The following is a 469-nucleotide window of genomic DNA, read 5'->3' as shown; positions in this document are numbered from 1 at the left end:
GGTGTAGGTCAGGCCATCGGGAGAAACGGTCCAGGCCTTGGCCAATACCGGTTTGGGTTTCAGGTCGGTGTCGAAGGTCAGCAGGCCCTGGAGGATCTTGCCGCTGACGTGCTGGGTGGACACGTGGCTGACCACGCCGTGCATCAGCGACGGCGGTTCGGGTTGGGCCACCAGGTTCAGCACCCCGCCGTCATGGGGTTGCGCCTGAGCGGTGCCGGCCAGCAGCACGGCGCCAAGTCCCAGGTATGAAAGGACACGGCGAAAAGATAAAGGGCGCATGGAGACTCCTTGGCTAAGGTTTTGTCAGGGATTTAGCAAGGGCTGTGCCATGGGGCGACGGGCCGCGTTTGCGGGCATCACAGGCCTTGGCAGTGATGAAAAAACCACAGTGGCCGGGACGAGTGTGGAAAAAGCAACAGCCCGCCTTCTTGAGGAATGGTTGTGCGTAGCAGCTGCCGAGCCTTGGCGA

1 pseudogene is annotated in these 469 nt (G+C 61.8%); it reads right to left on the bottom strand.

What is annotated here, in order from left to right:
• Positions 1 to 279: pseudogene (locus tag HX786_RS31685) on the bottom strand (ABC transporter substrate-binding protein); the annotation flags it as partial.
• Positions 280 to 469 lie beyond the last annotated feature (190 nt).

The sequence above is a fragment of the Pseudomonas sp. 21615526 genome (assembly GCF_013386245.1).
Classification (GTDB): domain Bacteria; phylum Pseudomonadota; class Gammaproteobacteria; order Pseudomonadales; family Pseudomonadaceae; genus Aquipseudomonas.
This window is presented reverse-complemented; position numbering and strand designations above follow the sequence as displayed.